27 protein-coding genes and 1 pseudogene are annotated in these 25755 nt (G+C 72.0%); 10 read left to right on the top strand and 18 right to left on the bottom strand.

Features of this window, described 5'->3' with window-relative positions; all coding sequences use genetic code 11:
• Positions 1-21 precede the first annotated feature (21 nt).
• Positions 22-489 (bottom strand): DUF4442 domain-containing protein, encoded by a 468-nt coding sequence (locus ACN27D_RS17265; protein ID WP_091414765.1) that lies wholly within the window; start codon positions 487-489, stop codon positions 22-24.
• 131 nt (positions 490-620) lie between these two features.
• Between ACN27D_RS17265 and ACN27D_RS17260 the strand changes: the two genes are divergently transcribed.
• The 3 genes from ACN27D_RS17260 to ACN27D_RS17250 all read left to right on the top strand — a co-directional run bounded on the left by ACN27D_RS17260 (position 621) and on the right by ACN27D_RS17250 (position 2803).
• Positions 621-1799 (top strand): Fic family protein, encoded by a 1179-nt coding sequence (locus ACN27D_RS17260; protein WP_350816707.1) that lies wholly within the window; start codon positions 621-623, stop codon positions 1797-1799.
• 87 nt (positions 1800-1886) lie between these two features.
• Entirely contained in the window at positions 1887-2411 is a 525-nt protein-coding gene (locus ACN27D_RS17255; protein WP_421499490.1) for a hypothetical protein, read from the top strand.
• Positions 2412-2515: 104 nt separating this feature from the next.
• On the top strand, positions 2516-2803 hold the full coding sequence (locus ACN27D_RS17250; protein WP_358171155.1) for a hypothetical protein: 288 nt from the start codon (positions 2516-2518) through the stop codon (positions 2801-2803).
• Positions 2804-2816: 13 nt separating this feature from the next.
• Here ACN27D_RS17250 and ACN27D_RS17245 read toward each other — a convergent pair whose 3' ends face one another.
• Positions 2817-3773, bottom strand: coding sequence for a sulfotransferase family protein (locus ACN27D_RS17245; protein ID WP_421499489.1), 957 nt, complete (start codon positions 3771-3773; stop codon positions 2817-2819).
• On the opposite strand from ACN27D_RS17245, the pseudogene ACN27D_RS17240 reads away from it, so the two are divergent.
• A pseudogene (locus tag ACN27D_RS17240) lies at positions 3772-4482 on the top strand (hypothetical protein); the annotation flags it as partial. The gene ACN27D_RS17245 and the pseudogene ACN27D_RS17240 overlap by 2 nt on opposite strands.
• A 21-nt stretch (positions 4483-4503) precedes the next feature.
• Positions 4504-4887: a nuclear transport factor 2 family protein gene (locus ACN27D_RS17235; RefSeq protein WP_357899768.1), complete on the top strand. Its 384-nt coding sequence runs from the start codon at positions 4504-4506 to the stop codon at positions 4885-4887.
• Between the two features lie 11 nt (positions 4888-4898).
• On the opposite strand, the gene ACN27D_RS17230 is transcribed toward ACN27D_RS17235, so the two are convergent.
• The 3 genes from ACN27D_RS17230 to ACN27D_RS17220 are packed head-to-tail and all read right to left on the bottom strand — an operon-like array spanning position 4899 to position 6786.
• Positions 4899-5810: an aminoglycoside phosphotransferase family protein gene (locus ACN27D_RS17230; RefSeq protein ID WP_421499488.1), complete on the bottom strand. Its 912-nt coding sequence runs from the start codon at positions 5808-5810 to the stop codon at positions 4899-4901.
• Entirely contained in the window at positions 5807-5995 is a 189-nt protein-coding gene (locus ACN27D_RS17225; RefSeq protein WP_350816711.1) for a DUF397 domain-containing protein, read from the bottom strand. The genes ACN27D_RS17230 and ACN27D_RS17225 overlap by 4 nt, the downstream gene beginning before the upstream one ends.
• Complete coding sequence (locus ACN27D_RS17220) at positions 5986-6786, bottom strand: helix-turn-helix domain-containing protein (RefSeq protein ID WP_350816712.1); 801 nt, start codon at positions 6784-6786, stop codon at positions 5986-5988. Before ACN27D_RS17220 ends, ACN27D_RS17225 begins: the two co-directional genes overlap by 10 nt.
• Before the next feature lie 158 nt (positions 6787-6944).
• On the opposite strand from ACN27D_RS17220, the gene ACN27D_RS17215 reads away from it, so the two are divergent.
• Entirely contained in the window at positions 6945-7205 is a 261-nt protein-coding gene (locus tag ACN27D_RS17215) for a hypothetical protein (RefSeq protein ID WP_421499487.1), read from the top strand.
• Positions 7202-7534, top strand: coding sequence for a hypothetical protein (locus ACN27D_RS17210; protein ID WP_091414746.1), 333 nt, complete (start codon positions 7202-7204; stop codon positions 7532-7534). The genes ACN27D_RS17215 and ACN27D_RS17210 overlap by 4 nt, the downstream gene beginning before the upstream one ends.
• A 33-nt stretch (positions 7535-7567) precedes the next feature.
• On the opposite strand, the gene ACN27D_RS17205 is transcribed toward ACN27D_RS17210, so the two are convergent.
• The 6 genes from ACN27D_RS17205 to ACN27D_RS17180 form a co-directional block, all read right to left on the bottom strand.
• Positions 7568-8878, bottom strand: a complete 1311-nt coding sequence (locus ACN27D_RS17205) for an ABC transporter ATP-binding protein (RefSeq protein ID WP_120574019.1) — start codon at positions 8876-8878, stop codon at positions 7568-7570.
• A 157-nt stretch (positions 8879-9035) separates the two neighbouring features.
• Complete coding sequence (locus tag ACN27D_RS17200; RefSeq protein WP_358171150.1) at positions 9036-11219, bottom strand: bifunctional glycosyltransferase/CDP-glycerol:glycerophosphate glycerophosphotransferase; 2184 nt, start codon at positions 11217-11219, stop codon at positions 9036-9038.
• 16 nt (positions 11220-11235) lie between these two features.
• Positions 11236-13230: a DUF5941 domain-containing protein gene (locus ACN27D_RS17195; protein WP_421499486.1), complete on the bottom strand. Its 1995-nt coding sequence runs from the start codon at positions 13228-13230 to the stop codon at positions 11236-11238.
• Positions 13227-13970 (bottom strand): ABC transporter ATP-binding protein, encoded by a 744-nt coding sequence (locus tag ACN27D_RS17190; RefSeq protein WP_030503547.1) that lies wholly within the window; start codon positions 13968-13970, stop codon positions 13227-13229. The genes ACN27D_RS17195 and ACN27D_RS17190 overlap by 4 nt, the downstream gene beginning before the upstream one ends.
• Positions 13971-14798: an ABC transporter permease gene (locus ACN27D_RS17185; RefSeq protein WP_120571984.1), complete on the bottom strand. Its 828-nt coding sequence runs from the start codon at positions 14796-14798 to the stop codon at positions 13971-13973.
• A 66-nt stretch (positions 14799-14864) separates the two neighbouring features.
• A complete protein-coding gene (locus tag ACN27D_RS17180; RefSeq protein WP_421499485.1) occupies positions 14865-16235 on the bottom strand; it encodes an L-serine ammonia-lyase in 1371 nt (456 codons plus the stop codon).
• Positions 16236-16764: 529 nt separating this feature from the next.
• Between ACN27D_RS17180 and ACN27D_RS17175 the strand changes: the two genes are divergently transcribed.
• The gene (locus ACN27D_RS17175) at positions 16765-16968 is read left to right on the top strand and encodes a PspC domain-containing protein (RefSeq protein WP_013473752.1); all 204 of its coding nucleotides are present in this window, start codon (positions 16765-16767) and stop codon (positions 16966-16968) included.
• 83 nt (positions 16969-17051) lie between these two features.
• Here ACN27D_RS17175 and ACN27D_RS17170 read toward each other — a convergent pair whose 3' ends face one another.
• The 7 genes from ACN27D_RS17170 to pdxH all read right to left on the bottom strand — a co-directional run bounded on the left by ACN27D_RS17170 (position 17052) and on the right by pdxH (position 22961).
• Entirely contained in the window at positions 17052-17828 is a 777-nt protein-coding gene (locus tag ACN27D_RS17170; protein WP_120571985.1) for a DUF4230 domain-containing protein, read from the bottom strand.
• 115 nt (positions 17829-17943) lie between these two features.
• Positions 17944-19104: an acyl-CoA dehydrogenase family protein gene (locus ACN27D_RS17165; RefSeq protein WP_091414735.1), complete on the bottom strand. Its 1161-nt coding sequence runs from the start codon at positions 19102-19104 to the stop codon at positions 17944-17946.
• A 31-nt stretch (positions 19105-19135) separates the two neighbouring features.
• Positions 19136-19441 carry a type II toxin-antitoxin system VapB family antitoxin gene (locus ACN27D_RS17160; RefSeq protein ID WP_013283726.1) on the bottom strand — a complete coding sequence of 102 codons (306 nt, stop codon included), beginning with the start codon at positions 19439-19441 and terminating at the stop codon, positions 19136-19138.
• 53 nt (positions 19442-19494) lie between these two features.
• Positions 19495-20097, bottom strand: coding sequence for a nitroreductase family protein (locus tag ACN27D_RS17155; protein WP_421499484.1), 603 nt, complete (start codon positions 20095-20097; stop codon positions 19495-19497).
• Between the two features lie 2 nt (positions 20098-20099).
• Complete coding sequence (locus ACN27D_RS17150) at positions 20100-21026, bottom strand: aldose 1-epimerase family protein (protein ID WP_358171146.1); 927 nt, start codon at positions 21024-21026, stop codon at positions 20100-20102.
• Positions 21027-21042: 16 nt separating this feature from the next.
• Positions 21043-22335 (bottom strand): MFS transporter, encoded by a 1293-nt coding sequence (locus ACN27D_RS17145; protein ID WP_350816720.1) that lies wholly within the window; start codon positions 22333-22335, stop codon positions 21043-21045.
• On the bottom strand, positions 22332-22961 hold the full coding sequence (gene pdxH, locus ACN27D_RS17140; protein WP_421501159.1) for a pyridoxamine 5'-phosphate oxidase: 630 nt from the start codon (positions 22959-22961) through the stop codon (positions 22332-22334). The genes ACN27D_RS17145 and pdxH overlap by 4 nt, the downstream gene beginning before the upstream one ends.
• A gap of 273 nt (positions 22962-23234) precedes the next feature.
• Between pdxH and ACN27D_RS17135 the strand changes: the two genes are divergently transcribed.
• Together ACN27D_RS17135 and serC are read left to right on the top strand one after the other, a co-directional pair.
• Positions 23235-24341 (top strand): citrate synthase 2, encoded by a 1107-nt coding sequence (locus ACN27D_RS17135; protein ID WP_013283721.1) that lies wholly within the window; start codon positions 23235-23237, stop codon positions 24339-24341.
• A 249-nt stretch (positions 24342-24590) separates the two neighbouring features.
• Positions 24591-25718, top strand: coding sequence for a phosphoserine transaminase (serC, locus tag ACN27D_RS17130; RefSeq protein ID WP_421499483.1), 1128 nt, complete (start codon positions 24591-24593; stop codon positions 25716-25718).
• Positions 25719-25755: the final 37 nt, after the last annotated feature.

The following is a 25755-nucleotide window of genomic DNA, read 5'->3' as shown; positions in this document are numbered from 1 at the left end:
CGGGCAAACCCCGTTCCGGGCTCAGCGGTTCGGCCGGAGCGTCCAGATCACGGTGAGCGAGGAGGTGAGCGTGCCGTCCTCGGTGCGGACCTCCACCTCGACCGGGAACTCCGGCCGCCGTCCGGCGTCCAGCTCCGCCAGCACCTCGGCGGGTACGCCGCCGAGCCGCGCGGTCGCCAGCACCGGCCCCACCGCCACCTTGAGGTAGCGGATGGTCGCGGTCACGGCCAGGGGTACGGCCCGGTCGAGCACCTGCCCGAACGCGGCCAGGACAACCGCGCCCGAGGCGGTCTCCCCCAGCGTGAACATGGCCCCGGCGTGCGGGCCGCCCACGTGGTTGTGGTGCGCCGGGTCGTCGGGGAGCCGGACCACGGCCCGGACCCCACCCTCGGCCTCGGGCGCCACCTCGACGAACTCGATTCCGAGCGTGCGGGCGAACGGCACGGCGTCGAGAAGACCGGCCGCCACCTGGCGAGAGTCGATGCTCATGCCCGAACGCTACTCGCCAGTAACTTCCCCGGCAAGGTATCGGGTCACGATGGCCCAATGTCACTAACTAAGTGACATCCGCGCCGACAAACGCTAGGCTTGTCTCTTATTAAGAGACATTAGGACATGAGATGATCTACGCCACCCCAGAACTCAGCGATCACGACGAAACCGTGCTGGCGGAGGTGCATGACATGCGCCGCACCCTCGCCGATGTCCTGCGCAGTCCTCGCCGGTGGACCGGTGGCCTCCGACGCACGATGTTGGCCCGCGCGATTCTCGGCTCCAACAGCATTGAGGGCTACGTGGTCGCCGAGGACGACGCCGCCGCCGCGCTGGACGACGAGGAACCGCTGAGCGCCGACGACCGGACCTTCGCCGAGATCCGGGGCTATCGGCAGGCTCTGGGATACGTGCTGCAAACCGCCGGGGATCCGCACTTCCGCTTCGAGACGTCGGTGATCCGCAGCATGCACTACATGATGCTCTCGCACGATTTGGGCAAGAGCCCGGGGCAATATCGCAAGGGCCCGATCTATGTACACGATGAGCGGACCGATGAGCGGGTGTACGAGGGCGCGGACGCCGACCACGTACCTCAACTCATGGAGGAACTGACCGAAGATCTACGGTCGGACGTGACCGCCTCCCCGCTCGTCAAAGCAGCCATGGCGCATCTGAACCTGGTGATGATCCATCCGTTCCGCGATGGCAACGGGCGGATGGCACGCGCCCTTCAGACGCTGGTGCTTTCCCGGCGCGCAATCGTTGAGCCGGCCTTCTCCAGCATCGAGGAATGGCTGGGCAGCAACACGGAGGACTACTACCGAGTGCTGGCGGTTACCGGGCGTGGCCGCTGGAACCCCGAGGGTTCGGCGCACCTCTGGGTGTCGTTCAACCTGCGCGCCCATCACATGCAGGCGCAGACCGTGGCGCGCCGCTTCGGTGAGGCGTCTGGCATCTGGTCGGAGTTGGACGCGATCGTTGGCGAGAACAGGCTCCCTGAGCGGGTGACCGATCTGCTCTACGAGGCAGTCCTGGGCTATCGCATCCGCCGCTCCGGGTACGTCAAACTTGCCGATGTCGAGGATCGGACCGCATCTCGTGATCTGGCCAACCTTGTCGAGCACGGGCTGCTGGAAGCACGTGGCGAACGGCGGGGAAGGCACTACGTCGCCGGCCCCACGCTGGTGATGGTGCGGGAACGGGTCCATGCTCAGCGCAAGCCGATCAGCGACCCCTATCCGGCCATGCCGGTCGTTCTCGCGACCGAGGCTGCCAATACGACCGGCTCAGGTGAGCGGTTGTAACCACGGTCCGTTTCACGGCGCTGTCCGGCCCGGTGGATCAGTCCAGCGGCGTTTCGGAGGCTGCCGACTCCGGGTAGCGAGTGGCCCATGAACCGCGATCTCGCGCGCGGCCTGACGGTGGCGTGGGCGCTGCCGGAGTTCCGCGACGGGCTGCGTCACCTCGTCGACCTCGACGAGGTGACGGTGCTGCTGGCTGCGCTGTCCCTGCCGGACCGTGACCGCGAGGTCGAGCGGAGCGCGCTGGGCCTGCTGCGGTCCGGGCTCGACAGCACCGAGGTCCGGGAGGCGGTGTTGCTGCTGCTGGAGCGGGACACCGTACGCCGGCCGCTGGTCTCCGCGGCGGTGGAGCCGCTCGCCGACCGGCCCGGCCTGGTCACCGCCGTCACGTCCGCGGCCGAGGATCCCCGGGTACGCCACGAGGTACGGGCGATGCTGGACAGCGCCGGCGTACGCGAGCTGATCTGGCGGGCGGTCGACGACCAGGTGAGCGACAACCGGTTCGGGCTGATCCGCCGGGCGGCGGTGCTGTTCGTCAGGCACCCCGGCGCACGGCGCCTGGGGTGGGCGCTCCGCCGGCACGGCGTACTCCGCGAACTGCGCCACAAGGCGTGACCCGATCTTGCTGTTGCCCGGTCGTGTCAGCTCCGAGACCTTGGGGCCCTACTGTCCAGTCGATGCGATCCCGTGGGGCGAAGGCGGCAGCGACTCTGGTGACCGTGCTGGGCACACTGCTCGTCGTCGCGAGCTGTCTCAGTTGCATCCCGCTCCTGGCGCCCTCGGCGCCGTGCGACGGTGACACCTACGCTTCGGCGCAGGCGGCGAGGGACGCGTACGCCCTGCTGGTCCTGGCGATGACGGCGACGGCGGTCCTCTCCGTCGTCGTGGCCCGGGTAGGCACCCGGTCACGGGTCCGGAACCCCTGGCCGTGGCTGGCGGTCGCCGTACTGGGAATCGCAGTGAGTGCCGGCCTGATGGTTACGATCGATCGGGCCGGCTCCTGCTGAGGCCGATCAGCCGTCACTCGTATCCCATCGCGGGGATGATCTCGCCCAGTTCCCGCTCGACGTACGCGCGGGTGCCGGCGTCGAACTGGTCGTCGCGGTGCGCCAGCTTGTCCGCCCGGAACGTCGACGCGGTGACGGCGTCCTCGACGCCGAGCCGCTCGAACAGGGCCCGCCGCTGCCCGGGCCAGTCGGCCGCGAGGTCCTCCGCCTTCACCTCGACGTATCGCCTGCTCGTCAGATCGGCCGCGTCCTTCCAGGCCAGCCATCGCTGGTAGACCGGCACGAGGTAGGCGAGCACCCCGTCGACAGTGGACGGCGCCCACGGCTGGGCCAGGTGGGAGGCGAACACCGCCACCGGGTGACGCTTGATGTGCACGACCGTCGCCTCGGGGACCAGCTCCCACAGGAAGTCCATGGTGAAGAGGTTGAACGGCGTCTTCTCGCACCAGGTCGGTTTGCCCGCGTCGGCGGCCGCCCCGCCGAACAGGGTCTCGACCAGGCCCCGCAGGACGGCGATCAGCTCGCCCCGGTCGCGGAAGTACCTCGGCACGACCCGCCGTCGGCTGGCCGGCCCGAACGGCCCGGCCGGGCGGTCGCCGTCGCCGAAGCCCTCCGCGGGCACGGGCTCCTCGAAGGCGTGCGCGATCAGCCGCGGCCAGAGCTGGTGTACGGCGTCCCGGTAACGCCGCTCGCCGACCAGCTCGGGCACTGTCTTGCCACGGTCGTCACGCCGCCCGGGCACGCGTACGGTGAGGAAGTCGCTCAGCCGGTGCAGGGCGTCCTCGCCGACGATGGGGTCGTACCGGTCGGTGAGCGCGTCGGCCAGGTCCCGCAGGCCACCGGGTTCGACGAGGAACTTGGTCTCCATCGGGATCCGGTGGATCAGCGGATGCTGGCCGATGATGTCGGCGATCCGCGACGTGCCCGAACGGCCCGTGCCCGCGACGAAGACCGGTGAGGGAGACGGCATGGACGGCAGTCAAACTCCCGGCCCGGCGCAGCGGCAATCCATTTATCCCCACCGCGATCAGCTGGTCGACATCCTGGCCGACGCGATCGGGTCCGTCACAGTGGCGCACCCGATCCGGGTCGCCGTCGACGGGCCGCCCGCAGCCGGCAAGACCACGCTCGCCGACGAGCTGGCCGACGTCCTGCGCGCCCGCGGCCGGTACGTCATCCGGGCGACAGTCGACGACTTCCTCTTCCCCCGGGCGCGGCGCTATCGACGCGGCGAGTTCTCGGCCGAGGGCTGCTACGTCGACACCCACGACCACGGGGCGCTGAAGCGGGTGCTGCTCGATCCGCTCGGCCCGGGCGGCGATCGACGCTTCCGGCGCACGGTCTACGACCACGCCACGGATACGGTGCTGTCCCCGCCGCTCACGACCGCCCCGGCGGACGCCGTGCTGATCGTCGACGGCGTCTTCCTCCTGCGCCCGGAGCTGGTCGACCGGTGGGAGCTGCGCGTCTTCGTCTCGACCGCGCTCGACCGGACCGTGGATCGTGCCGTGATCCGTGAGCGCCAGGTGTCGCCGCGCGCGGACGTCGAACGGCGCTGGCGCGAGCGCTACCTCCCCGCCCAGCGGCTCTACTTCGCCAAGGCCCGCCCGGTCGAGCACGCCGACGTCGTCGTGCACAACGACGACCCCGCGCAGCCGATCTGGGAGATCCGGGCACGCGCTGATGGCAGGCTGGCAACCATGGACCGGAATCGGGTGGCCGCCTGGATCGCGGCGTACGAGCAGGCGTGGCGCACACCGGGGACGGCGGCGCTCGGCACGATGTTCACGTCCGACGCGAGCTACCAGCAGGGGCCGTACCGGGACCCGGTCGTCGGCCTGCCCGCCATCACCCGCATGTGGGACAGCGAGCGCGACGGACCCGACGAGATCTTCGAGATGACAGCGGAGGTGGTCGCCGTCGACGGCGACACCGCTGTGGCCCGGGTCCAGGTCCGGTACGGCGACCCCGTCGACCAGGAGTGGCGCGATCTCTGGATCATGCGGTTCGCCGAGGACGGCCGGTGCCTGTCGTTCGAGGAGTGGCCGTTCGCGCCGGGAGAGCAGGCCGCCGGCGCCGGGTGAGAACCGGCCGTCTATTCGGCGAACATCTCCCCGAGGATGCGTTGCGCCTCGGCTGACTCCTCCGCGTCGTCGGGGTCGTCGAAAGAGCGGGAGTAGGTGGAAAGGGTCTTCCAGAGGGCCCAGCCACGTCCGCGCGCCCACGTCGCGTCATCCACCGACAGGCGCTCGCGAAACGCCTCCCGGCCCTCGGCGGTCAGCAAAGTCCAGGCGATCGCCAGGTCGCAGGCCGGGTCACCGACGCCGCATGTCCCGAAGTCGATGACGGCCGCCAGCCGGCCCTCAGCGAGCAGCAGGTTCCCCGGGGCGATGTCGCCGTGGAACCAGCGGTCCACCCCGTCCCAGCGGGAGTCGAGTGCCCGCGCCCAGATCTCGCGGACCAGCTCGCCGTCGACGTGGCCGCCCAGCGCCGCGAGCGCACGCTCGACCTTCGTGTCGTACGTGCGCAGAGTGCCGCCCCGGAACCAGTTGTGGATACCCGGCTGCGGCCCGCCGGTGGCGTCGACGCCGTGCAGGGCCGCGAGAAAGTCGGCCAGGTCGAGGGCGAACCGCACCGGGTCGGCGATCCGGTCCACGGCTGCGGTCTCGCCGTCGAGCCAGCGGTAGATCGACCACGGATACGGGTAGCCCGCACCCGGCTCGCCCTTCGCCAGCGGCGCGGGGACGGGTAGCGGCAGTCGAGCGGCGAGGGCCGGGAGCCACAGGTGTTCCTTCTCGACGGCCAGGGCGTACTCGGCAGCGCTGGGCAGGCGCACCAGCAGCTCAGGGCCGAGGTGGAAGGTCCAGTTGTCCCAGCCGCCCTTGGCTACCGGTTCGATCCGGAGGCCGGCCAGGTGCGGGAACTGGTCGGCGACCAGGCGACGCACCTGCTCCACGTCGACGGGTGTGCGCCGTGGTGGGGGACCGAGATCCGGTACGGCACTCACGCCCGTTTGGCGTACGCGACGAACGCCGCCCAGCTCGACGGCGTGAACGCCAACACCGGCCCCTGCCGGTCCTTGCTGTCCCGCACCCCCACCACACCGGGCAGGTTGTCCGCCACCTCGACGCAGTCGCCGGAGTTGCCGCTGCTGCGGGTGCTCTTGCGCCAGATCGCGCCGGTCAACTCCATCGCTTCGCCGCCTCCGTGATCGCCGCCAGAGTCGCCCCGTGCGGCATAGCTTCCGCGCGCACCGACTCCCAGGTTTGCCGAAGTGATTTTACGTCCGCGTGCCGCTCCACAATCGTGCCGTGCAACTGGTTGTCCAGGTAGCCAACGTCGTCGCCGTCGGCCGGGGTCGCGAGCACGAAAGCGCCGTTGAGCCCCGGATAGGCACCGACCGTCTCCGGCACCAGGTGCAGGTGCACGCGAGGCCGACGACCCACCTCGACCAGATGCTCCAACTGCTCCCGCATCACCTTGGGGCCGCCGACGGCGCGAGTGAGCACTGAATGGTCGAGCACTGCCACGAACTGCGGCGGAGCCGGACGGTCCAGCACCACCTGCCGCGCCATCCGTGCGGCCACCTGCTGCTCCATAGCGTCACCGACAAGTGGGCTAGCGCCCTCGTGCAGCGCGCGGGCGTACTCCTCGGTCTGCAACAGGCCGGGCACCACCAGCGGTTGGAAGCTCCGCAGTGAGGCAGCCTCCTGCTCGATGCTCACCCACTCGCGGAACCACGGCATCAGTGCCTCCTGCATCAGCGCGTCCCGGATCCGCACCAGCAGGCCGCCGCCGTTCAGCACCTCGTCGCAGCGCTCGGTGAACTCGGCGCGCGGCGCACGGCGACACTGCTCGACGGCCGCCACCAGCGACGCCGAATAGCTCACCCGCTCGCCCAGCGCCTCCTGGGTCAGCCCGGCATCGGTACGTAACCGGCGCAGCTCACCGGCGAACAGTTCCCACAACGGCACACGGATCATCTGCACACCTCTGCACACGGCTGCACACGGAAAGACGGCCGGTAGGACGGCCAGGAAGGTGGGGGTGGAACGCCTTCCGACCCTAGCGGCGCGGTGACGAGACTGTCACGCAGTGGAGCCGAATTCGTCCGGTTCCCGCTACCGAGAGGAGTTGCGCCGTGCGACTGCGCTGGTTCCGCTGCCGGGGTGCGTCGGCACCGACACTGCCCCACCGGGTACGGGGCGACAACCTGCCGGAGTGGATGCGGCAGCCGACGCGTCCACTGCCGACGATGGGGCCCGGCCGGGTCGGCAACCTCACCCCGGCCCAGCAGTGGCGGGCCAACGGCGGCCGCTGGTCCGCCCCGCAGCAGCGCGGAACCAACGGCGGTCACCCGGAGCAGCTCCCGAGAGACGGCCACCACGAGGAGCGCCGGTGATCAGCCACCAGCTCGGGCAGCCGCCGGACGGACCCACGCCGGACCGCCCCCGGCCGTACCCGCTGCACGCCACCCCGCACACGCCGCTGCGTCCCATGTGGTGCTGCCGGGCCTGCGGCCGGCCGTGGCCGTGCCCGATGGCCCGGCTGCTGCTCAAGACGGAGTACGAGGACAACCAGATCGGCCTGGCCATCTACCTGTGCGGGCTGTTCTACGAGGCGACGCGCGACCTCTACCGGCTGAACCCGGACGACGCGCCCGCCCCCGCCGACATGTTCGCCCGCTTCGTCGCCTGGGGCCCGCACCGGCGGCCGATCATCCGCGGATGAGCCGTCCGCCCGTCCGCGGATGCGACCGGCAGTTCACCGCCAGCCGACGTCGATGCGGTCGCCTCGCTCGTCGAAGAAGTGCAGCGCGTCCATCCGTACCTGCACGGCGAGCGGGTGCCCGGGCGACACCTGCGGGTACGGCGCGAGCCGTACCGCCAGTTCCGCCGGACGACGGTGGTGGCGGCCCGGGTCGGGCAGCACGCTCGTGCGGTTGCCGCCCCCGCCGGCCTCCGGGGCCGCCGCCGGAGCCTCCGTCGCGCGGCCGGTGAGCCGCTGCATCACCTGGTTGAACCGGCGCAGGCCGCGCTGGCCCGGTGCGGCCTGCTCGACCGGTGTGCCCATCTCGTCCACGACGATGGCGGTCGCGCCGATGTCGAGGAACGCGAGCGACTCGTGGCCGTGGTGCTCCAGGTAGCGGATGCGCCCGTGCAGCACGTCACCGGCGGTGTCCGGGGCGACCGGGGTGAGCGCCTCCGCGCGCATGCCGACCACGATCCGCTCGCCGTGGTAGTGCGCCACCGCCCGGCTGCGGATGTCGTCCCAGGGCAGGTAGAGCGACTGCTCGCCGAGGTTCAGCGCGACGTACCGGTCGAGGTGGACGTAGACCGACGCCTCCAGCAGGTTCATCCGCGGGCTGCCCAGGAACGCGGCGACGTAGAGCGTGGCCGGCCGCCCGTACACCTGGGTGGGGGTGCCCACGTCCTGGAGCACGCCCTTGCGCATGATGGCGACCCGGTCGGCCATGGTCAGCGCCTCGGCCTGGTCGTGGGTCACGTAGATGGTGGTGACGCCCAGCTCGCGGGTGAGTCCGGAGATCTCCGCCCGCAGCTCGGCGCGCAGCCCGCTGTCCAGGTTGGAAAGTGGCTCGTCCATCAGGAACAGGCCGGGCCGGCGCACTATCGCCCGCCCCATCGCGACCCGCTGCCGCTGGCCGCCGGAGAGCTGGCTGGGCTTGCGCCCGAGCACGTCGCCGATGCCGAGCGCGCTCGCCACGTCCTGGATCCGCTCGCCGCGCGGGGCGGGCTCGACGCCGGAGAGCCGCAGCGGGAAGCCGATGTTGTCGCCGACCGTCATGTGCGGATAGAGCGCGAAGTCCTGGAAGACCATGGCGATCTTCCGGTCGCGCGGCGGCAGGTCGTTCGCCAGCTCACCGCCGAGCATGATGGCGCCGGAGGACGGGTCCTCCAGCCCGGCCACCATGCGCAGAACTGTCGATTTCCCGCATCCCGACGGACCGAGCAGCACCATGAACTCGCCGTCGTTGACGTCCAGATTGATGGTGTCGACCGCGACTGTTCCGTCCGGGAACACCTTGGTGACATCCTTGAGCGCGACGGTCGCCACCGTCACCTCCCCAGTTCTTCGCCCCAAACCCGGGAATGACTGTGACCAGGATCATCTGATTCGCACATCGGGTAAACGTGCCATGTTCGGCTCGTGACAGTCCTATTAAGCGGTATTCGCCGGGCTCGACGGTTAAGTGACCAGCCAGTAACCACTTTTACGGCGTTTCGCCGAGGAACACGCGGCGCACCACGCGCTCGGCGGCGTGCCCGTCGTCGAGCGTGCAGAACCGCGACCGGAACGCCGTCCGGACCCGCTCGGCCGCCTCGTCGTCGACCGCGCCGGAACGGAACACGTCGAGCAGCCCGGGGAAGTCCAGCGCGACCGCGCCGGGCGGCTCGGCCAGCAGGTCGAAGTAGACGCCACGGGCCACCCGGTAGGCGTCCCAGTCCGGCGCGTAGACCACTATCGGCCGGTCCAGCACCGCGTAGTCGAACATCGCCGAGGAATAGTCGGTGACCAGCACGTCCGCCGCCAGGTAGAGGTCCTCCACCCGGTCGTACGCGCTCACGTCCAGCACGCCGTCCGCCGCCGGTCCCCGGGGGTTCCGCTCCCGGTCGTGGAAGTAGTGGCTGCGCATCAGCAGCCGGCCCCGCGGCCCGAGGACGTCGAGCATCCGGTCCGGGTCGAACGGCGGCCGCCACCCGGGCAGATGCTCCCGGTGCGTGGGCGCGTAGAGCACCACGTACTCGTCGGGTGCGATGCCCAGCGCGGCGCGGACCTGGCCGCGGTCCTCGGCGGTGGCCAGCGCCAGCCGGTCGTTGCGCGGGTAGCCGACCTCCAGCGTGGTGTACTCCGCCGGATACGCCCGCTCCCACATCTGCGTCGAGAAGCTGTTCGAGGTGATGCTGTAGTCCCAGCGGTCGACGCGGCGCAGCAGGCCGGCGAAGTTCATCCCCACCGCGCCCACCGGGTAGCGCTGCTGGTCCAGCCCCATCACCTTCACCGGCGTGCCGTGGTGGGTCTGCACGTGCACCGAGCCGGGCCGCTTGCGGACGAAGTCCGGGAAGTTGACGTTGTTGACGAGCCAGCGGGCACGGGCCAGGACGCGGTGGTACTCACGACTGCCGGCCACCACGTACTCGACACCCGGCGGCAACGCGGCCACCCGGTCCCGGCGGACGATCCACACACCGCGCACCTGGGGCGCGAGCCGGCGGGCCGCCTCGTAGATCGCCGCCGGGTTGCACGAGTAGCCCCGGTACCAGTAGGCCGCGTACACGGCGAGCGTCGGGTCGACCGGCCGGTGCAGCTCGGCCCGGTAGTACTCGCCGAGCGCCAGGTCGCGGGCCCGCCGGGCGGTACGCCGCACCACCGGCGTCACCCGCCGCCGGGCCCGCCGGGCGGTCCGCCGGGCCGTCTCCCCCGCCTGGTGCGCCTCGCGCAACGCGCTGAACGTCCGCCAGCGCCCGGCCGCCACCAGCCGGTGCTTGAGCCCTTCCGCGCCGGGCGGGACCGGATAACCCTCGGGCGGCAGGAACCGCACGTAGTCGGCGTGCATCTGGGCGAAGAACGGTGCCCGCAGCTCCGGCGCGATCCGGTCGCCGTTGCCGAGCACCGTGAGGTAGTGCCAGATCATCCGCTCGAAGACCGCCGGCCGCAGCCCGGTCACCCTCCAGCGGTCCATCAGCCCGAACACCCGGTGCCACTGCGCGAAGACCTCGAAGTGCCGGTCCCCCCGGGTCTTCGTGATCGCGCCGGTGCGGCGCTGCCGGTAGTTCAGGCAGATCCGGTCGAGTACGCCGATCCGCCCGGCCGCCATCAACGCCGGATAGCTGAACGAGACGTCCTCGTACCAGCCCGGCTCGAAGCGCAGCCCGCGTTCGAGCAGGAACTCCCGGCGCACCACCCGGTTCCACGCGGTGTGCAGCAGCTTCAGCGTCTCCGGCCGGTCCCGCAGCGGGAACGTGGTCGCGCCCGGCGGTTCGGGGAACACGTCGCGCATCGCGCTGCGGGTGCCGATGTTGTTCCAGTGCGCCCGGACGTGGTCCACGATCAGCACGTCCGGCGCGGTGTCGCGCAGCCGGTCCGCGACGTGCGGCAGGCAGCCGGGCACCAGCCAGTCGTCCCCGTCGACGAACCACACGTACTCGCCGACGGCCCGGTCCAGCCCGATGTTGCGGGCCGGACCGAGCCCGACGTTCTCGGCGAGGCGCACCGGGCGGACCCGGGGGTCGCGCAGCGCGTACTCGGCCAGGATCTCGCCGCTGTCGTCCGGGGAGGCGTCGTCGACCCCGATCACCTCGATGTCGCCGAACGGCTGGTCGAGGATCGAGTCGAGACATTCCCGCAGGTAGCCCTGCACCTTGAAGGCCGGCACGACGAAGCTGATCAAGGTCACCCCGGCCCGCCCTCCGTCAGCCCGGCGAGCGCACACCCCCACGGGCGCGGGCCGGCAGGACCACCCAGGCGAGGACCACGCTCGCGACAAAAACCACGAGAAGGTACGCACCGAGTGTAGCCAGAGCGATACTCGCATATCCGGCGATCAGCCCGATTGCCAGCAACACAGAACGTGCCGCCCAGCCCAGCGTGGCGGCGTGCAGCGGCGGCGCCACCTGCCGCTTCTCCAGCCGGGCGGTCAGGTCGTAGTGCAGCAGCGTGAGCACCAGGACGTACCCGAAGATCAGCCAGGCCGGCGCCCGGCCCGCCACCCCGACCGCGATGGCGAACAGGTACTCGGCGGCCCGCAACGCGGCCGGCACCAGCCAGTCCAGCGACCCGTCGTGCGGCGCCCGCGAGCCCTGGGCGGCACCCAGCAGCAGCACCAGCGCGAGCACCGGCACCCAGACCGGCAGGTCGCCGCCGCCGTGCACCGCGAGCAGCGCCCACACCAGCGTCCCCGCCGCGCCGAGCGCACCGAGCACCGCCAGCAGCAGCGGCCGCCGCGCGGTCGGCAGCGTCCGGGCCAGCAGGCCGTCGTCGCGGTGCAGACCCGCGTCCACAGTGGTCAGCACCGGCACCCGCATCCACCGCGCCCGCAAGGTCCGCAACCCCCCGGTGTACGCGAACGCCAGCGTCCCCCAGACCAGCACCGCGACCAGCGCCACCAGCGGTCCGAACAGCGCAGCGGCGATCGCGATGAGCGCCCACCGCTCACCGATCGGGAACACCACCGTGCGCTTCAGCCAGTACGACACCGAACCGGTGTCCGCCTGCACCCGCGTCGACGCGGCGTTCAGCTTCCCGCCGATACCGCCCGCGTCGGCGCTCGCCACCTTCGGCCGCCGGGCCGCCTCGTCGTGCAGCGCGCCGTACCAGGTGTCGGTCATGTGCCGCACGGTCTGCAACGTCATCGCGGCCAGGGCCAGCGCCCAGCCGTACCGGAACCCGGCGTGCGTGGCCCCGAAGCCGAGACCGGCGTAGACCACGTACTCCTTGAACCGGTCGGCCATCGTGTCCAGCCAGCCGCCCCAGGCGCTGAAGTGCCGGGTGTAGCGGGCGAGCTGCCCGTCCACGCAGTCCAGCACGAAGCCCAGGTAGAGCAGGATCGCGCCGGCCACCAGCGCGGGCCGTCCACCGGCGCCGAACAGCACCGCCGCGGCCACCGCGAACGCCACCGAGACCATGGTGACCCCGGTCGGGCCGATCCCGATCCGGGCCGCCGCCTTCGTGACGTACGGAGACCACGTGCTGACGAAGAACGTGGTGAAGAAGTCGTCCCGCTCCTTCACCGACAGCTTCAGCTCGGCCCGGTCCTCGTCGACAGCGGTCACCGCGGCCTCGGCCGCCTCCCGCTGCGCCTCGTCGCCGACCCGGTGCGCCACGAGCAGACGTACCCGCTGGGCGAAGATCAGCGTGCCGCGGGCGGCGAGGCCGGCCACGAGCCGGTCCACCGCGCCCAGCGGCCCACCCCCGGCGGTGCCGGGCGCGGCCGGGGCGGCCAGGTCGGACGGCGGCACGTCGGGGACGGCACCCGCGGCGCGGCGGGCGGCCTCGGCGAGCGCCGGCAGGTCGGCCGCGCCGACCCGCAGCGCGCCGCCGAACACGCCGCTCGGGTCGGTGGCGCCGACCTCGACCACCTGGCCGCGTTCCTCGCGCACGGTGGCCTGCCCGGGAGCGGGCGGATCGGTGAGCACCAGCGCCACCGTCGGCCCGACCGGGCTGGTCGCGAGGTGCTTGAGTACGGCCGTGTGCGCCACCAGATCCGCGCCGCTGACCAGCACCGGGCCGGTCGCGCCGGCCACCAGGTCGGCCAGCTCGGTGAGGTCCGCGGCGACGCGCACGTCGTCCGCCCCGGCCCGGCGCCACTGCGCGGCCAGGCGTTCGGTGAGCGGTTCCCCGGCAGGCCGGCCGGGCTCGGTGAGGTGGCCCGCCGCCGGTTCGGCGGCGAGCACGATCGCGAGCGTCACCGCTTCGCCGCGTCGGCGTAGGCGGCCAGCGCCTCGTCGATCGTCCCGTCGACGATCAGCCGTCCGGCGTCGAGGTAGAGCCCCCGACGGCAGAACCGGGTGAGGTCCTTGTCGTTGTGTGACACCAGCACCAGCGTGCGCCCTTCCGCGAGAAGTCGCTCGATGGTCGCATAGCACTTCGCACGGAACTCCGCGTCCCCGACCGCTGTCACCTCGTCCACAAGCAGTACGGGGTGCGGCAGGTGCGCGATCACCGCGAAGCCCAGCCGCACCTTCATCCCCGACGAGTAGTGCCGCACCGACGTGTCAATCGCGCGTTCCACCTGCTCACCGGCGAACGAGACGATCTCGTCGAAGTGCTCCCGCAGGTACGCCGACGACAGGCCGTGCAGGCCGCCCACCAGGTACAGGTTCTCCCGGCCGGTCAGGTCGCCGGAGAACCCGGCGGACAGTTCGAGCAGCGGCGCCACCCGGCCGTGCACCCGGATCGAGCCCTCGTCCGGGATGAGCACACCGGCGATCAGCCGCAGCAGCGTGCTCTTTCCGGTGCCGTTGCGCCCCACCACGCCCACCGTCTCGCCCGGCTCGATCCGGAACGACAGGTCGCGCAACGGCCAGAACCGGCCCGCGTCCGGGTCGCGGGCGCCCCGGTGCACGATCAGCTCCCGCAGCCGCAGTTGGCGGCGCCGGTTGCGGACGAACCGGATGCCGAGCCCGTCCGCCTCGATGATCGGTGCCATTCAGAGTTCCTTCAGCACTGCCGGTTCGAGGCGGTGGAACGCCCACCAGCCGAGCGCCAGCACCAGCACGCTGCCGGACACCGTGATCGTGAGCAGCCGGGCGTCGGGGAACTCGTCCGGATACCAGACCGCGTGGTGGAGCTGGAAGATCCCGACCAGCGGGTTCAGCTCGTACCCGATCTTGAGCCAGCCCGGCATGCCCGACTCCCGGACCAGGTCGAGCGGGTAGATGATCGGGGTCGCGTAGAACAGCAGCCGGATGACCAGCCGCATCGTGCGCTCGATGTCGCGCATCAGCACGTTGCCCGCCGACAGCAGCAGCGCCAGGCCCACCAGCAGCACGAACTGCACCGCCACCGCGAGCGGAAGCGCGAGCAGGCTCCAGCCGGGGCGGATCTTCCCCTGGCTCGCGTAGAGCGCCGCGACGGCGACCAGGATCGGCAGCCCGGCCAGGTACTCGGCGAAGCGCCCGGTGACCCGCCCGATCGGGAAGATCGGCCGGGGCAGGTTCATCGTGGTGATCAGCCGGGACTGCCCGGTCAGCGCGTTCGCGGCCTCGGTCAGCGCCGAACTCGCCCACATCCAGGCGAAGATCCCGGTGATCAGGAACAGCGGGTACGACCCGGCCGCCTCGCCCAGGTGCCGCCGGGTCGCGCCGGAGTAGAGCACGCCGAAGACGAACCAGTAGATCAGGCCCATGCCGAGCGGCTCGATCAGCGACCAGAAGTAGCCCAGCACCGACTGCTGGTACTTCACCGCGAGATCCCGGCGGACCAGGATGCGCAGCGAGGTGCGGGCGGACCAGAGCGCCGCGACGCCTGACGTCACCGCATGATGGTCGCTTTGTCAGTAGCGCTCCCGGGCCGGGTGCGGGCCGGGATCACCCCAACGAGGTCAGCACTCGATCACGTTGACGGCGAGCCCGCCCCGCGCGGTCTCCTTGTACTTGACCTTCATGTCCGCGCCGGTCTCCCGCATGGTCTTGATGACCTTGTCCAGCGACACGTGGTGCACCCCGTCGCCGCGCAACGCCAGCCGGGCCGCGGTGATCGCCTTGATGCTCGCCACCGCGTTGCGCTCGATGCACGGGATCTGCACCAGGCCGCCCACCGGGTCGCAGGTCAGCCCCAGGTTGTGCTCCATGCCGATCTCGGCGGCGTTCTCCACCTGCTCCGGCGTACCGCCGAGCGCCTCGGCCAGACCGGCCGCCGCCATCGAGCACGCCGAACCGACCTCGCCCTGGCAGCCCACCTCGGCCCCGGAGATCGACGCGTTCTCCTTGAACAGCACGCCGATCGCGCCCGCCGCCAGCAGGAACCGGACCACCCCCTCCTCGGAGGCGCCGGGCACGAACCGGGTGTAGTAGTGCAGCACGGCCGGGATGATCCCGGCGGCGCCGTTCGTCGGCGCGGTGACCACCCGCCCGCCGGCCGCGTTCTCCTCGTTGACCGCCAGCGCGAACAGCGTCACCCAGTCCATCGCGCGCAGCGGATCCTGGCTGCCGGTCTCCGCCTCCAGGCTGCGCCGCATCTCGGCCGCGCGCCGCCGGACCTTCAACCCGCCCGGGAGTACGCCGTCACGGGTGCAGCCGTTCTCCACGCACTCGCGCATCACCCGCCAGATCTCCAGCAGCCCCGCCCGTACGTCCGCCTCGCTGCGCCAGGACAGCTCGTTGGCGAGCATCACTCCGCTGATCGACAGCCCGGTGCCGGTGGTGACGGTGAGCAGTTCCGCGCCGGTCAGGAAGGGGTGCTTCACCCGGGTGGTGTCCGCCTTGATCCGGTCCGCCCCGGCCGCCGCCTCGTCCACCACGAACCCGCCGCCGACCGAGTAGTACGTGCGCGACCGCACCTCGTTCCCGGCCGCGTCGTACGCCGCGAACGTCATCCCGTTCGGGTGGTACGGCAGCGAGCGCCGGCGATGCAGCACCAGATCCGCGTCCGGGTCGAAGTCGATCCCCTGGCTGCCGAACAGGTCGAGCCGCCCCTGGGTGCGGATCCGCTCCACACGCGGCCCGACCGAGTCGGTGTCGACGGTCTCCGGGACCTCGCCCTCCAGCCCCAGCAGCACCGCCCGGTCGCTGCCGTGCCCGTGACCGGTCGCGCCGAGCGAGCCGAACAGCTCCGCCCGTACCCGCGCCACGTCGGCGAGCTGCCCGTCGGCCTTCAGGCCCGCCACGAACGTACGGGCGGCCCGCATCGGCCCGACGGTGTGCGAGCTGGACGGCCCGATACCGACGCTGAAAAGATCGAAAACACTGATCATTGGCTGCTTTCCTCGCCGTCGTCCCCGTTGTGCGGTTCCGAGCCGGTGCGTGGGTGCCGCGCCCGCCGGGCGGGTGGACGGCCGGCGCCCGGGGTGGGAGCGCCCGACCGGCGAGCCTACCTCGCCCCGGTGAATACCCGCCCCCACTCCACCCCATACCCGCCCGCCCACTCCCCCGCCGAGGGCTCCCGGGTCGCGCGGACGCCACCCCACAACTCCCGCGATCTTGCAGTTGTGGCCCTCAATAACGGTGCGAATCGGGCAGAACATGGGCCGCAACTGCAAGATCGCGGGGAGCGGGGCGGGAGCGGGGCGGGAGCGGGGCGGGAGCGGGGCGGGAGCGGGGCGGGAGCGGGGCGGGAGCGGGGCGGGAGCGGGGCGGGAGCGGGGGTGCGTCGGTGGGGAGGGTCCGGGGTATGCACCTACGGGTGCCCGGGTCGCCGATCCTCCTCGGGGCTGAGGGCGCGGCGCGTACCCCTTTCTACCGTGGAATCAGCGCGGCGGATCGCCGCAGAAGTGGGAGACGACGATGAGTCGCAAACTGGTCCGGCCCCGCCAGGGGCGCATGATCGCCGGTGTCTGCGCCGGCCTGGGACAGCGGTTCGGCATGTCGGCCGGGATGGTCCGGCTGCTGTTCCTGCTGTCGCTGCTGCTGCCCGGCACGCAGGTGATCATCTACCTGATCCTGTGGATCCTGATGCCGAACGAGGACCGCTACCTCGCCACCCGCTGACGCGACATGAGCCGGGACACCGGCACACACGCGACGCGCCCGCACCGGAGAACCGGGGCGGGCGCGCGGCGTACCGAGCGAGGTCAGGGCGCGGTGTAGGTGACAGTCACCTTCTCGTACCCGAGGGAGCGCAGCAGTCCTTCGAGCATCTTGCGGGTGTTCTCCTGGGCCCGGGCGGTGAGCCCGCTGTCCCGGGCGGCGGCGGTGATCCGGTCCTCGGCGAGCTTGTAGATCTGCTGCTGCCGGTTGGGATCGCCGGCCACCAGGTCGTTGAGCCGGTTGATCAGGCCGCGCTGCTCGGCGAACACGTAGCTCTTGTCCATGTCCAGGTCGGTCTCGCCGAGCTGCGGCGCGGGCAGCTTGATCTCGGCGGACTTGCCGTCCTCGGAGACCACGACGGCACCGTCGGCGATCTTCGCGAAGTCGACGTACGCCTCGACCCGGCCCGCCCCGACGAACAGCGTGCGCTCGTTGAGCAGGAAGTCGGGCACGTTGCGCCTGTCGTTCTGCACGTCGACCACCACCTGGAAGTTGCCCTCGGCGGCGACGTAGCGGCTCAGGTCCCGGATCGACTTGAGCAGCGGCGGCTGGCTCCGGTCGGTCTGCTCCTTGGCGAACGGGTTGCGGAAGTCGGGCAGCAGACCGGTGGCCTGCACGCCGAGCAGCACCACCACCGCCAGCGCCGCCGCGCCGAGCACCCAGAGCAGGCCGCGCACCGGGCCGCCGCCCGACGCCGGGGCGCCCGGGGCGTACTCGCGGTCGTGGTCGGGCGAGCCCTCCGCCCGGTCGCGAAGGGACTCGCTGGTGGGGTAGTCCGGGAACTCCCGGGTGGGCTCGTTGATGTCACCGTCGCGGGCCATCGCCCTCACCGTCCTCGTCCGACAGAGTCCTCGTCCGACACATCGACTGACAATGACGGTACGGCCACCGTGCGACAGTCGCTCGCCGAGCGCCTCGATCGGGTGAAACTGCAGGTCAGGCGAACGCGGACACGCCCGTGAGCCGCTGGCCGATGACGAGCTGGTGGATCTCGGAGGTGCCCTCGTAGGTGAGCACGCTCTCCAGGTTGTTGGCGTGCCGCATCACCGGGTACTCCCCCGAGACGCCGTTGGCGCCGAGGATCGTGCGGCACTGCCGGGCGATGGCGAGGGCCTCGCGGACGTTGTTCAGCTTGCCCACGCTCACCTGGTGGGGCCGCAGCGAGCCGGCGTCGGCGAGGCGGCCCAGGTGCAGCGCGAGCAGCATCCCCTTGTTCCACTCCACCGCCATGTCGGCGAGCTTGGCCTGGGTGAGCTGGAAACCGGCGAGCGGGCGGCCGAACTGGGTGCGGGTGGTCGCGTACTCCAGGGCCGTCTCCAGGCAGTCGCGGGCCGCGCCGAGCGCGCCCCAGACGATGCCGTGCCGGGCCTCGGTCAGGCACCCCAGCGGCGCCTTCAGCCCGATCGCCTCGGGCAGTCGCGCATCAGCCGGCAGCCGGACGTCGTCGAGTGCGATCTCGCCGGTCAGGGACGCGCGCAGCGACATCTTGTGCCGGATCTCGCGCGCCGTCACCCCCGGCGTGTCCATGGGTACGGCGAAGCCGCGCACCCCTTCGTCGGTACGCGCCCAGATCACGCCCACGTCGGCGATGGGCGCGTTGGTGATCCACAGTTTGCTGCCGTTGAGGATCCAGTCGTCGCCGTCGCGGCGGGCCCGGGTGGCCATCGACCCGGGGTCGGAGCCGTGGTCGGGTTCGGTGAGCCCGAAGCAGCCGATCGCCTCGCCGGCCGCCATCGCGGGCAGCCAGCGCTGCTTCTGCTCCTCGCTGCCGAAGCGCCAGATGGCGTACATGGCCAGCGAGCCCTGCACCGACACCAGCGACCGGACGCCGGAGTCGCCGGCCTCCAGTTCCAGGCAGGCCAGCCCGTACGCGACGGCCGAGGAGCCGGCGCAGCCGTAGCCGGTCAGGTGCATGCCGAGCAGGCCGAGCTTGCCGAACTCGCGGGCCAGTTCGCGGGCCGGCACCTGGCCGTCCTCGTACCATCCGGCGACGTGCGGGCGTACCCGGTCGGTCACGAGCCGGCGCACGACGGCGCGGATCTGCCGCTCCTCCTCGCTGAGCGACGCGTCGATGTCGAGCAGGTCGAGAGGAGTCATGGCGTCACCTTAACCAAGCCTCAGGGAGGCGTCACTCGCCCTGGTCGCCGAGCACGAGCACCCGCGCGTGGATCTGGTTGCGCTGCTGGAGCGCCGCGCGCAGCGCCCGGTGCAGGCCGTCCTCCAGGTAGAGGCCGCCGTTCCACTGGACGACGTGCGGGAAGAGGTCGCCGTAGAAGGTGGAGTCCTCCGCGAGCAGCTTGTCCAGCGCGAGTTCGCGCTTGGTGGTGATGAGCTGGTCAAGCCGCAGCGGGCGCGGCGGAATCTCGGCCCACTGCTTCAGCGTGAGGTTGTGCTCCGGGTAGGGACGCCCGTCCCGGACCGCCCTGAAGATCACGGCGTGCTCTCCTCCCCAGGCCAGGCTGACAATGTGGATGTCAGCCTAACCGCTCAGGTCCACCGTCCCCGCCGCACCACATCCTGCACCGGACGCCGCCCGCGGCGCAGCGACGGTGACCGGTGGTCAACGGCTCGATAACCGACTGTGATCGCACCGATCGGGTGCAGTTCCGGCGGTACCCCGAACGCGTCCCGGTACGCCCCGATGCGCTGCGGCGGGATGCCGAAGAAGCAGGCGCCCAGTCCTTCGTCCACGGCGGTGAGCAGCATCAGCAGCGCCGCGAAACCGGTGTCCACGTACCAGTAGGGCACCGGCCAGCGCTCCTCGGCGCGGTCCGACCAGCCCTTGTCCGCCTCGGCGTAGCGGTCCAGGTAGGCGTCACGGTTGGCGTGCGGCACCACGATCAGCGGCGCCCGGCGCATCCCGGACAGCCAGCGTTCCCGGCCGCCGCCACCCGGTGTGGTCGCGGCCCAGAACCGTTCCCGGTCCTCGGGTTCCTCCAGCACCAGGAAGCCCCAGCCCTGCGAGAACCCGGCCGACGGGGCGCGGACGGCGTGGTCCAGCAGCCGGTCCACCACCTCCGGCGGCACCGGCCGGTCGGGGTCGTAGTTGCGCACCATCCGGCGGCGCCGGACGACCTCGGCGAACTCCACGCTCAGACCTCCGGGCGGACGCCCCAGGCGCCCCGCCAGGTCTGCTCCGGCTCCAGCATGATCAGATCCTTGCCGGAGCGGAACGCGTCGGGCGGGCAGGTCATCGGCTCCACCGCCACGGACCGGCGGTGCCGTTCCCCGCCGAGCGTGTCGCCGGTGAACACCTGCCACCAGCCGAACTCGCGGTCCGCCCAGATCCGCAGCCCGGACGAGCCGTCCGGCGCGCTGAGCACCACCGCCGAGCCGCCGTCGGCGTCCCGCTCGACGTCACCGAACGCGGTGTCGAGGACCAGGTCGCCGATCGGGCGCGGGCTGGTGAAGTCGAACTCGGAGCCGGTCACCTCCGCGGCGGCGACCGGCAGCAGGCGGCTGTCCACCAGCACCCGGCGCCGGGCCGGCAGGTGCAGCCGCAGCTCGTCCACGCCGACCTTCGGCAGTTGCAGATAGGGGTGGACGGAGAAGCCGAACGGCGCCGGCTCGTCGGACAGGTTGGTCGCCTCGTGCTCGGCCCGCAGGCCGTCCGGGCCGACGCTCCACCGCGCCCGCAGCCGCAGCGCCCACGGGTAGCCGGGGCTCGGCGGCAGGTCGTAGCCGATGGTCACGCTGTCCGCCGACTGCTCGATCGGCTGCCACCGCACCCAGTTCACCAGGCCGTGCAGGGCGTTGTGCCGCTCCGGCTCGGTGAGGTCGAGCTGCAACGACCGCTCCCCGACCGTGTAGACGCCGTCCCGGATGCGGTTCGGCCAGGGCGCCAGCACCTGCCCGGCCGAACCGGGGCAGACCTCGTCCTCGGCGTACCCGTCGAGGTGGTCCACCCCGTCGTAGCGGTAGGCCCGCAGCCCGCCGCCCACCTCGACCACGACGGCCTCGTGGCCGTCGGCCGCGATGGTCCACTGTGTACCGGACGGTGGCTGCACGTCGATCCCCATGTCGGCGACCCTACCGTCAGCGGCGCTCCTCGGCGGGGGTGGTGGAGCGATAGCGCAACAGCGCCGGGAACGCCACCACCAGCACCACCGCGAGCACGGCGGCAGCCAGGCCGCCACCGACCATGGCGAAGCCGGTGCCGAAACCGGCGGCCATCGCACCGGCGCGCAGATCGCCCAGGCGCGGGCCGCCGGCTACCACCACCGTGTTCACGCCCTGGAGACGCCCACGCATCCGGTCCGGCGCGTAGACCAGCAGCATCGACTGGCGCAGCGTGGCGCTGACCAGGTCGGCGGCACCGGCGACACCCAGCAGCACCACGGCGACCCACAACTGCCCGGCCAGCCCGGCGAGCGCGATCGCCACGCCCCAGCCGACCACCGCCACGGTGAGCGCGAGGCCCTGGCGGCGGACCCGGCCGATCCACCCCGAGGTCAGGCCGCCGAGCATCGCGCCGATGGCGATGGAGCTGTAGAGCCAGCCCACCGCCGAGGCACCGCCGAAGCGTTCCTGCGCCAGCTCCGGGAACAGCGCCCGCGGCATGGCCAGGATCATCGCGATCAGGTCGATGGCGAAGGAGAGCAGCAGCACCCGCGTGGTCGCCAGGTAGCGGAAGCCGTCGACGATGCTGGCGAACCCGGCCTTGCGCACGCCGCCGTCCGGGTCCGGCGACGGCGGCATCGCAGGCAGGCGCAACGTGGCCCAGAGCGACGCGGTGAACAGCAGCGCGTCCGCCGCGTACGCGATGGGCAGCGCCACCCCGACCTGCCAGGCGGCGAAGATCAGCCCGGCGGCGAGCGGGCCGAAGACGGCGGCGGCGGTGAACGTGGTGAAGTTCAGCGTGGTGGCCGCCGGGACCAGCTCGGCCGGCACGAGCCGGGGCAGGATCGCGCTACGGGCCGGCGAGGTGATCGCGAAGGCCGTCGACTGGAGGGCGACCAGCAGCAGGAGCAGCAGCGGGCTGCGCACGCCGGCCAGCGACTGCACGAGCAGCCCGAGCGTCGAGGCCCAGAGCACGCAGCCGCCGGCGAGCAGCACCCGGCGGCGGTCCCGGGCGTCGGCGACCGCGCCGCCCCACAGCCCGAACACCAGCAACGGTACGAAGCCGGCGATGCCCAGCAGGCCGACCCAGAGCGAGCCGCCGGTCAGGTCGAACATCTCCACCGGCACCGCCACGGCGGTGAACTGGAAGCCGAACATGGCGATCGCGTTGCCGGTCCAGACCCGCCGGTACGCGGGCACCCGCAGCGGACGCAGGTCGATCGCCCAGCGGCGCGCGCCCCGCCGCCGGGCCGACGTGACGTCGGTCACGGTGCGAGCCGCTCGACGACGAAGACCGCGTCCCCGGTACGCCGGAAGCGCAGCCGGTCGTGCAGCCGGCTGGCCCGGCCCTGCCAGAACTCGACGGTCTCCGGCCGGACCCGGAACCCGCCCCAGTACGGCGGCGCGGGGATCGGGTCGACGTCGGCGAACCGCTCGGCCGCCGCCCGGTACGCCGCGTCGAGCGCGGCCCGGTCCGGCACCACCGTCGACTGGGCGCTGGCCCACGCCCCGAGCTGCGAGCCGCGCGGCCGGCCGGCGAAGTACGCCTCGGTCTCGGCGCGGTCCACCTGCTCGACCCGGCCGGTCACGATCACCTGCCGCTGCATCGGGAACCAGGGGAACACCAGGCTGGCCCACGGGTTCCCGGTCACCTCGGCGCCCTTGCGCGAGCCGTGGTTGGTGTAGAAGACGAAGCCCTCCGGGCCGTACCCCTTGAGCAGCACGGTGCGCCCGCTGGGCCGGCCCTCGGCGTCGGCGGTGCCGAGCACCATCGCGTTCGGCTCCGGCAGCGGATGGGCCACCGCGTCGGCGAACCAGCGGGCGAACTGGGTGTGCCAGTCCGGCGCCAGGTCCGTCTCGGTCAGGCCCAGGTCGGCCGCGTACTCGTTACGCATGCCGGCCGGGGCGGGTGTGTCGCCTGTCACTGTGGTAGTCCCTCTCCCGGGCGTGCCGGCGTCCCCCGACGCTGGCCAGGCCCCGGTACCCAGTCTTCTCCTTCCCGAACGGGCGTCCACCGGCGGGGATGTCGCGTGGCGCACAGTGGCTGTGGGTCGCGCAGCGCGTTACCCACCGGGCAAGATGTTCCGAACCACATCCCTGAAGGGTCGCCTGAGCTGCGGGGCTCGATCAGCCCGCCCGGGCGCGCCGAGCCGAAGCCAGGAGACGACATGTCCGATTTCAAACCGGGCCTGGAGGGCGTCGTAGCCTTCGAGACCGAGATCGCCGAACCCGACCGCGCGGGGGGATCACTGCGCTACCGGGGCGTGGACATCGAGGACCTGATCGGCCAGGTCTCGTTCGGCAACGTCTGGGCGCTGCTGGTGGACGGCCGGTTCGGCCCGGGCCTGCCGCCGGCCGAGCCGTTCCCGGTGCCGGTGCACTCCGGTGACATCCGCGTCGACGTGCAGTCCGCGGTCGCCATGCTGGCCCCGTACTGGGGGCTCAACCAGCTTCTCGACATCTCCGACGAGCAGGCCCGCGAGGACCTGGCCCGGGTGTCGGTCACCGCGCTGTCCTTCGTCGCCCAGTCGGCACGCGGCCTGGGCCTGCCGGCCGTGCCGCAGAAGGAGATCGACAAGGCGGAGACCATCGTCGAGCGGTTCATGAAGCGCTGGCGGGGTGAGCCCGACCCGCGGCACGTCAAGGCCGTCGACGCGTACTTCATCTCGGCCGCCGAGCACGGCCTGAACGCCTCCACCTTCACCGCCCGGATCGTCGCCTCCACCGGCGCGGACGCCGCGGCCTGCATCTCCTCCGGCATCGGCGCGCTCTCCGGCCCGCTGCACGGCGGCGCCCCGTCCCGGGTGCTCAGCATGCTGGAGGCGGTCGAGCGCAGCGGCGACGCCGACGGGTACGTCAAGGGCGTCCTGGACCGCGGCGAGCGCCTGATGGGCTTCGGCCACCGGGTCTACCGGGCCGAGGACCCGCGCGCCCGCGTGCTGCGGCGTACCGCCAAGGAGCTGGGCGCGCCGCGCTTCGAGGTCGCCGAGGCGCTGGAGAAGGCCGCGCTGGCCGAGCTCCAGGCCCGCCGCCCGGACCGCGTCCTCGCCACCAACGTCGAGTTCTGGTCGGCCGTGGTGCTGGACTTCGCCGAGGTGCCGGCGCACATGTTCACCTCGATGTTCACCTGCGCCCGGATGGGCGGCTGGTCGGCGCACATCCTGGAGCAGAAGAAGCTCCAGCGGCTGGTCCGGCCGTCGGCCACGTACGTCGGCCACGGCCCGCGCAAGCCGCAGCAGGTCGAGGGCTGGGACGCCATCCCGCACGGCGTCTGACGTCTCGCCCGGAGCCCCGTTCCCCAGCCGGTGGAGCGGGGCTCCGGCATCTCCGGGACCGGCACGCCGCGCGTGTGGCGGACGCCTCACCGACCGGGGTGGGACAGCCCGCCGGACGTGCCCGGGCAGGTGCGAGGATGGCCGTGGCAGTGTCGCCGGAACGGGCTCGGACGCCCGCCGCCACGCGGCAGGACATCGTCCGCGCCCTGCCAGCTCACCTCTCGCCCATGCGGAAGGATCTTCAAGACCGTGGCTGACGCACCGACCATCCGGATTCCCGACGAGATCAGGCCCGCCGACGGACGATTCGGCTGCGGCCCGTCCAAGGTCCGTCCGGCCGCGGTCTCCGCCCTCTCCGACGTCGCCACCAGCTACCTGGGCACGTCGCACCGGCAGAAGACGGTCCGCGACCAGGTGGCCCGGCTGCGCCGCGGCCTGGCCGAGTTCTTCTCCCTCCCCGAGGGGTACGAGGTGGTGCTCGGCAACGGCGGCACCACCGCGTTCTGGGAGGTCGCGACGTTCGGCCTGATCCGCGACCGGGCCCAGTTCGCCAGCTTCGGCGAGTTCGGCGCCAAGTTCGCCAAGTCGGTCTCCGACGCGCCGTTCCTCGGTGAGGCGACCGTCCGCAAGTCCGACGCGGGCAGCGCCCCGGCCCTGGTGGCCGAGGCCGGCGTGGACGTCTACGCCACCCCGCACAACGAGACCTCCACCGGTGTCGCGGTGCCGATCAGCCGGGTCGCGGGCGCCGACGAGGGCTCGCTGCTGCTGGTCGACGCCACCTCCGGTGCGGGCGGGCTGGACGTGGACGTCGCCCAGACCGACGTCTACTACTTCGCCCCGCAGAAGTGCTTCGGCTCCGACGGCGGGCTGTGGCTGGCCCTGATGTCGCCGGCCGCGCTGGCCCGGGCCACCGAGGTCAAGGAGTCGGGCCGCTACATCCCGGCCTTCCTCGACCTGGTCACCGCGATCGACAACTCGCGGCTGGAGCAGACGTACAACACCCCGGCGCTGGCGACCATCTTCCTGGCCGCGGAGCAGACCGACTGGATGAACTCCCAGGGCGGGCTGGCCTGGGCGGCCAAGCGCACCGCCGAGAGCGCCGGCATCGTGTACGGCTGGGCCGAGCGCTCGTCGTTCGCCACGCCGTTCGTGTCGGACCCGGCGCTGCGGTCCAACGTGGTCGCCACCGTCGACTTCGCCGACGGGGTGGACGCGACGGCGATCGCCAAGGCGCTGCGCGCCAACGGCATCGTCGACACCGAGCCGTACCGCAAGCTGGGCCGCAACCAGCTTCGGGTGGCGCTGTTCCCGGCCGTCGAGCCGGCCGACGTCGAGGCGCTCACCGCGTCCATCGACTACGTGGTCGAGCGACTCTGATCACTTGGTCACGGTGCGTGGCCGTCGGGGCTCCGGC

Source organism: Micromonospora sp. WMMD1274, assembly GCF_049179035.1.
Lineage (GTDB): Bacteria > Actinomycetota > Actinomycetes > Mycobacteriales > Micromonosporaceae > Micromonospora > Micromonospora tulbaghiae.
The sequence above is the reverse complement of the archived record's forward strand: the minus strand, read 5'-3'. Positions and strand labels throughout refer to the sequence as shown.

Coding starts and splice junctions, on each gene's coding strand:
- ACN27D_RS17265 (WP_091414765.1), bottom strand. CDS start 489: ATGAGCATCGACTCTCGCCAGGTGGCGGCCGGTCTTCTCGACGCCGTG.
- ACN27D_RS17260 (WP_350816707.1), top strand. CDS start 621: ATGATCTACGCCACCCCAGAACTCAGCGATCACGACGAAACCGTGCTG.
- ACN27D_RS17255 (WP_421499490.1), top strand. CDS start 1,887: ATGAACCGCGATCTCGCGCGCGGCCTGACGGTGGCGTGGGCGCTGCCG.
- ACN27D_RS17245 (WP_421499489.1), bottom strand. CDS start 3,773: ATGCCGTCTCCCTCACCGGTCTTCGTCGCGGGCACGGGCCGTTCGGGC.
- ACN27D_RS17235 (WP_357899768.1), top strand. CDS start 4,504: ATGGACCGGAATCGGGTGGCCGCCTGGATCGCGGCGTACGAGCAGGCG.
- ACN27D_RS17225 (WP_350816711.1), bottom strand. CDS start 5,995: ATGGAGTTGACCGGCGCGATCTGGCGCAAGAGCACCCGCAGCAGCGGC.
- ACN27D_RS17220 (WP_350816712.1), bottom strand. CDS start 6,786: ATGATCCGTGTGCCGTTGTGGGAACTGTTCGCCGGTGAGCTGCGCCGG.
- ACN27D_RS17190 (WP_030503547.1), bottom strand. CDS start 13,970: ATGGCACCGATCATCGAGGCGGACGGGCTCGGCATCCGGTTCGTCCGC.
- ACN27D_RS17180 (WP_421499485.1), bottom strand. CDS start 16,235: ATGATCAGTGTTTTCGATCTTTTCAGCGTCGGTATCGGGCCGTCCAGC.
- ACN27D_RS17175 (WP_013473752.1), top strand. CDS start 16,765: ATGAGTCGCAAACTGGTCCGGCCCCGCCAGGGGCGCATGATCGCCGGT.
- ACN27D_RS17170 (WP_120571985.1), bottom strand. CDS start 17,828: ATGGCCCGCGACGGTGACATCAACGAGCCCACCCGGGAGTTCCCGGAC.
- ACN27D_RS17165 (WP_091414735.1), bottom strand. CDS start 19,104: ATGACTCCTCTCGACCTGCTCGACATCGACGCGTCGCTCAGCGAGGAG.
- ACN27D_RS17150 (WP_358171146.1), bottom strand. CDS start 21,026: ATGGGGATCGACGTGCAGCCACCGTCCGGTACACAGTGGACCATCGCG.
- pdxH (WP_421501159.1), bottom strand. CDS start 22,961: ATGCGTAACGAGTACGCGGCCGACCTGGGCCTGACCGAGACGGACCTG.
- ACN27D_RS17135 (WP_013283721.1), top strand. CDS start 23,235: ATGTCCGATTTCAAACCGGGCCTGGAGGGCGTCGTAGCCTTCGAGACC.